The organism is Stenotrophomonas sp. 2YAF22 (genome assembly GCF_052114665.1).
Taxonomy (GTDB): domain Bacteria; phylum Pseudomonadota; class Gammaproteobacteria; order Xanthomonadales; family Xanthomonadaceae; genus Stenotrophomonas; species Stenotrophomonas indicatrix.
This window is the reverse complement of sequence record NZ_JBFRFE010000274.1, coordinates 1-5,361: the sequence shown is the minus strand read 5'-3', so window position 1 is coordinate 5,361 and position 5,361 is coordinate 1. Positions and strand designations below refer to the sequence as shown.

2 protein-coding genes and 2 pseudogenes are annotated in these 5,361 nt (G+C 64.8%); all 4 read left to right on the top strand.

Annotation, left to right across the window (positions count from 1 at the left end):
* A pseudogene (locus AB4Y84_RS12140) lies at positions 1 to 338 on the top strand (FAD-linked oxidase C-terminal domain-containing protein); the annotation flags it as partial.
* A gap of 266 nt (positions 339 to 604) precedes the next feature.
* The gene (locus AB4Y84_RS12135) at positions 605 to 2,026 is read left to right on the top strand and encodes an ATP-binding cassette domain-containing protein (protein ID WP_442244664.1); all 1,422 of its coding nucleotides are present in this window, start codon (positions 605 to 607) and stop codon (positions 2,024 to 2,026) included.
* Between the two features lie 248 nt (positions 2,027 to 2,274).
* Positions 2,275 to 4,626, top strand: coding sequence for an autotransporter family protein (locus tag AB4Y84_RS12130; protein ID WP_442250197.1), 2,352 nt, complete (start codon positions 2,275 to 2,277; stop codon positions 4,624 to 4,626).
* 481 nt (positions 4,627 to 5,107) lie between these two features.
* Positions 5,108 to 5,361, top strand: a pseudogene (locus tag AB4Y84_RS12125) (hypothetical protein); the annotation flags it as partial.

Here is a 5,361-nt window from a genome sequence, read left to right as displayed (position 1 = left end):
GACGTGGTGGTACCGGTGTCGCGCATTCCCGATCTGGTGGCCGGGGTACAGGCATTGGCGCGCGAGTACGCACTGACCATCGTCACCTTCGGTCATGCCGGCAACGGCAACCTGCACGTCAACATTCTTTACCACCCGGACGATGCCGATGAGAACGCACGCGCGCATGCCGCGCTGCCGAAGATCTTCGAACTGACGCTGTCACTGGGCGGCACGCTGTCGGGCGAGCATGGCATTGGCCTGGCCAAGCGCGATTTCATGGTGCAGGCGTTCACACCGGCTACGTTGGCGACCCGGATGGGATTCTCAACCCGGGCAAGGTGCTTCCGCCTGGCTGATATTTCACTCAGGTCCTGCACTAGCGCTGCTCCCCGGGCTGGGTCGGCCATAGTGCTATTGCAAGTAGTTGCAGTGACTTTGGCTGACGGTCGTGGTCTGCTGGGGAACTACCAGAACCGAAGTTTCACCAGGGAATTCAGGGATCGGGTTCCGTCAATGGTTCGGGACCTGAAGTCCTGACCAGACCCTTATCGGAAACTGTACCGTTACACACTGTCGCGAAGGATCAGGCCGTCAACGACCTGCTCGCTGGAGATCAAGCAACATGTTGCGACTGGACGATATAGAGCTTCACTTCAACGGCCGCCCACTTTTCAGCGGCGTGGACCTGCGCCTGCCTGCCGGCGCACGCGTCGCCCTGATCGGCAACAACGGCACCGGCAAGAGCAGCCTGCTGCGCATGCTGGCTGGACAGGTCATGCCCAGCGCAGGTGAGATCCGCTGGCGCGATGGCGCATCGGTTGCCTTTGTGCCGCAGCACGTGCTGGACGGATCGGCGCGCAGCGGCGGCGAACAGATGCGCCATGCACTGGCACGTGCGCTGGATTCAGCACCGGACGTGCTGCTGCTGGACGAGCCCAGCAACCATCTGGACCGCAGTGCGCGGCGCTCGCTGCTGGCCCGGCTGCGCCAGTACCACGGCACCCTGCTGATCGCCTCACATGACACCGCGTTGATCGATGCGCTGTGCGACACGCTCTGGCATATCCACAACCAGCACATCGAGGTCTTCCAGGGCCGTTACCACGACCATCAGGTGGAACTGCAGCGCCGGCGCGACGCGCTGGATCGCACCGCGCGCGATCTCGACCGCGCACAGTCGCAGGCGCATGACGCACTGATGCGCGAACAGGAGCGCGCCGCCTCCTCACGCAAGCGTGGCGCAGTGAAGGTGGAGCAGCGCAAATGGGGCACGGTGCGCTCGGCCACCAAGCTGGAGCGCGGTAACACCACGGCGGGACAGAAACGCCAGCAGATCCGAGACGTGCAGGAAGACATCGCCGAGCGCCGCCGGCAGCTGCAGCGCGACGAGGTCATCGCGCCGCGCTTCCAGCTTCCCGCGGGCTGGCGACGGGAGGGCGTGGTGGTGCAGGTCACCGACGGCGCATGCGGCTACCACGCGCCCCTGGTCGTGCTGCAGCTGCAGGTACGCCTGGAGGTGGGCGACTGCCTGCTGGTGACCGGCGACAATGGCAGCGGCAAATCCACCTTCGCCCGCGCATTGCAGGGTGCCACCGATGTCCAGCGTGAGGGCGACTGGCTGCTGCCAGCAGCGGAGCAGGTCGCGCTGATCGACCAGCACTACGATGCACTGCCGAGCGCGCTGACGCCGGTGCAGGCGATGGCCGCATGCCAACCCCAATGGACCCCCTCCGAATGCCGCCTGCATCTGGCCGACTTCCTGTTCCGTGGTGAGGCTCCGGCGCAGACGACCATCGGCCAGCTGTCAGGAGGCGAACGCGCACGCCTGGCGATGGCCCTGATGGCGGCCCACCCGCCTACCCTGCTGATACTGGACGAACCCACCAACAACCTGGACATGAGCCTTCGTGCCCATCTGCTGCAGGTCCTGCACGCCTACCCGGGCACCCTGGTGGTGATTTCCCACGATGAGGGCTTCATCCAGTCACTGCAGCCTACCCAGCGGTTGAACCTGCCCACCAGCGACGGCGCCGTCGTACGCTGAACCCTCAAGAAACGCAGGAGGCCGATCACGACGCTTTGCAACAAATTGCATGGGCCCCCGCTCCTTGAGCCGGAACAATTTGAGTCGAAATGGACATGCCCGGGCGTCTTTGGCATAGCATCGCCGACAGGCCAAGCTCCCCGGAAGAGAGGGGTGACGGCCCATGACGCGGCTGTCCATACCAGACACATTCGTCCGATCAGGAGTGATCCATGCGCCGTCATTCTGCACGTCCCCAGTGCCTCCTCATGCGCCCCCTCACCCAGTGCCTGCTGTTGGCCCTGGCGGCTCTTCCCGCAACATCCGCGCTGGCCCGTGACCTTGACGGCCAATCGGCCACCGTGCGTGAAGGCAGCACCGTCGAAGCCTGGAATCTCATCAACAGCTCACGCTTGAATGTGGACGGCGGTCGTACGGAGACAATCACCAGCACGGACTCCCAGGTAACGCTGAACAACGGCCGTGTACAAGCGCTCGTCGATGGCAGGGGTGCCAGCATCGTGCTGCGGGGCAGTTCAACGCTGGATATGACCAACAGCACGCTGCATGACGGCAATGTGGTGGTCAGCGATCTGTCCAGTGCACGCATCACGGGAAGCACCGTGCGCTCGGTGGGGGCCAACGCCAGGTTCAGCGTCGGCATCTATCTCGACAAGTCCCCCAGCCAACCCGATGCCAACAGCACCGTCATCGTCGACTCTTCGTTCGTACGCGCCGAAGCATCACCGGGTGCGGCCATGCTCAGTAATGGTCATGCGGTGCGCCTGCAGCAGGGCACCGCCATCCTGCAGAATGGCACCCGGGTGGAAGGCGCGAATTCGGGCGTACTACTGTTGGGTGGCACCATCCCGTCCGTACTCGGGCAGCCCATCACCCTGCGCGTGGACAACGCACAGGTCGCCTCGGACAGTGGGGCCGCCATCTGGGTAGCACCGCGCAGGTCGGTGCGCTACGACATCACCGTCGCCAACGGCTCCCAGCTCTCCGGCGGCGATGGCCATCTGTTGCTGGTGCGCCCCGATGGCAGTGCAACGGGCGAAGCCGAGGTCCACTTCACGGTGGATGACGCACGCCTTGCCGGCGATATCACCTTCGACACCGGCCGCGTTACCGGCAGCCTGGACGTAGTGCTTCGCAACAAGGCGCAGATAGACGGCCGTTTCACCAACGTCACCACCGCCAGCATCGACAGCGACAGCACCTGGCTGATGACCGGCGACAGCACTGTCGGCCACCTCACCCTGGGCGCGGGCGGTACCGTGGCGCTGGGCAATGGCAGCAGCTTCAACACCCTCAGCCTGGATGCGTTCACCGGCAACGGCGGCACGCTGCTGTTCAATACCCAGCTGGGTGACGACACCTCGCTGACCGACACGCTGGTGATTGCTGGCGATGCCAATGGCCAAGCCAACGTGCGCGTGCTCAACGCCGGCGGTGCCGGTGCCAAGACCGATCGTGGCATCGAGCTGATCGATATCGGCGGCGCGTCCAACGCGCAGTTCGATCTGGTCGGCCGCGCCGTGGGTGGGCAGTACGAATACTTCCTGGTGAAGGACGCCAACGGCAACTGGTACCTGCGTTCGGAGCTGGCAACCACGCCGGACCCGTGCCTGGCTGACCCGTCGCTGCCGCAGTGCAAGCCGATCATTGATCCGGTTGACCCCATTGACCCGATCAACCCGATCCCGGTGCTACGCCCGGAAACCGGCGCCTATCTGGCCAACCAGTTCGCACTGGACCAGATGCTGCGCCACACCTACCGCGACCGCCAGCGCGGCGCCGCTGTGACGGATGGCATCCGTGGCTGGGCCCGCGTGGATGCCACCCAGAGCAAGCTGGGAGCGGTGGATGACCAGCTCGACCTGCGCGTGGACCGCTCGCGCCTGCAGCTGGGTGCGGACATCGGCGTGTTCGATGACGGCCGTGGCCGCGTCGGCGTGATGGGCACCGCGGCGCGCAGCAGCGCCACCTCGCGTTCGGACGTGACCGGTTTCAGTGCACGCGGCAAGGTGGAAGGTGGCGCGCTGGGTGTGTATGGCAACTGGGCCAACGATGCGATGTATGTGGATGCCAGCGTGCAGAACGGCCAGTTCCGCAACCGCGTGCAGGGCGACGGTCTGGCCGAGGAGCGCTACGACTCGGACATCTGGCAGTCGTCGGTGGAGGCCGGTTACCGCTTCGACATCGGCCAGATCGGCAACACCGCGTTGAGCCTGCAGCCGGAACTGCAGCTGATCTACAACGATGCGAAGACCGACGTGCATACCGAGACCAACGGCACCGTGGTGCGTGCGCAGGGCAACAACGGCCTGTCCGGTCGTGCCGGCCTGCGCCTGCAGGGTGAATCGCGCTCGGCAGCAGGTGCCTCGGTCAGCCCGTACCTGGCGGCCAACTGGTACCGAGATGGTGCCGGTAATGGCATCGCCTTCGATGATGAAGTGTTGAAGGCCGGCATTCCGCRCAACCGCTATGAACTGAGCGCGGGTGCGCGTGTGGAATTCCGTTCCGGTTTCAGCGCGTGGGGTGGGTTCGGCGTGATGCGCGGTGACAGCGGGTATCGCGAAGCCACTGGCAACCTGAGCGTGGCTTACAGCTGGTAAGAAGGAACTGAAACGGCGCCGGAGCATTCCGGCGCCGTTGCTCATTGCACGATGAGCTTGCTGTAGAGCCATCGGGCATGGTCCGGCGCTACCGCTTCCATGTGCGGCGCGGAATGACGCAATCGAACCATTCTGCATCTGCGCTTCGCTGTGCACGCACATTGCAATGATTTCGAATTTGAAACTTGTCTGATTGGTGCAGCGGCACTTCCGTGCACATCATGGATCGCCACCGACAACAGGTGGCACGGGCTTGCAATCCCGTTAGGTTGATGTGTTGTTTACGCTTGCCTGTCGGCGTCGCCCATCCCTCGGGTGGCGTCGGCAGGCAATCCGTCCGCGCGTTTATGGCGGGCGGTGCGTGGGGGCCTCGTGCCCGCCGGCGCTTCTACATCAACCTCCGGTATTGCAACCACGCACCGCCTGCCACCCTCGCACCCGCGCGACAGTGGCCCCTTGCTACATGCACAAGGATGCCGCCATGACTTCTTCGCTCTATCCCTATCTGTTCGCCACACTGGGCGACGCCGTCGAACGCCTGCCGGATGACTTGGCCAAAGCACTGGAAACCACGCTGGGCAGCACGATGGGCGCCCACGCCGACGAGGGCATTACCCTGCTCGGCTGCCTGCAGCGCATTCGCCACGTGGAGGCCGCCGACGGGCGACCTTGGCCCTGGAAAACCCGCAATCAGGGCCACGGCATCGCGATGGCCCGCCTCGACCGTGCCAATGC

Coding starts and splice junctions, on each gene's coding strand:
- AB4Y84_RS12135 (WP_442244664.1), top strand. CDS start 605: ATGTTGCGACTGGACGATATAGAGCTTCACTTCAACGGCCGCCCACTT.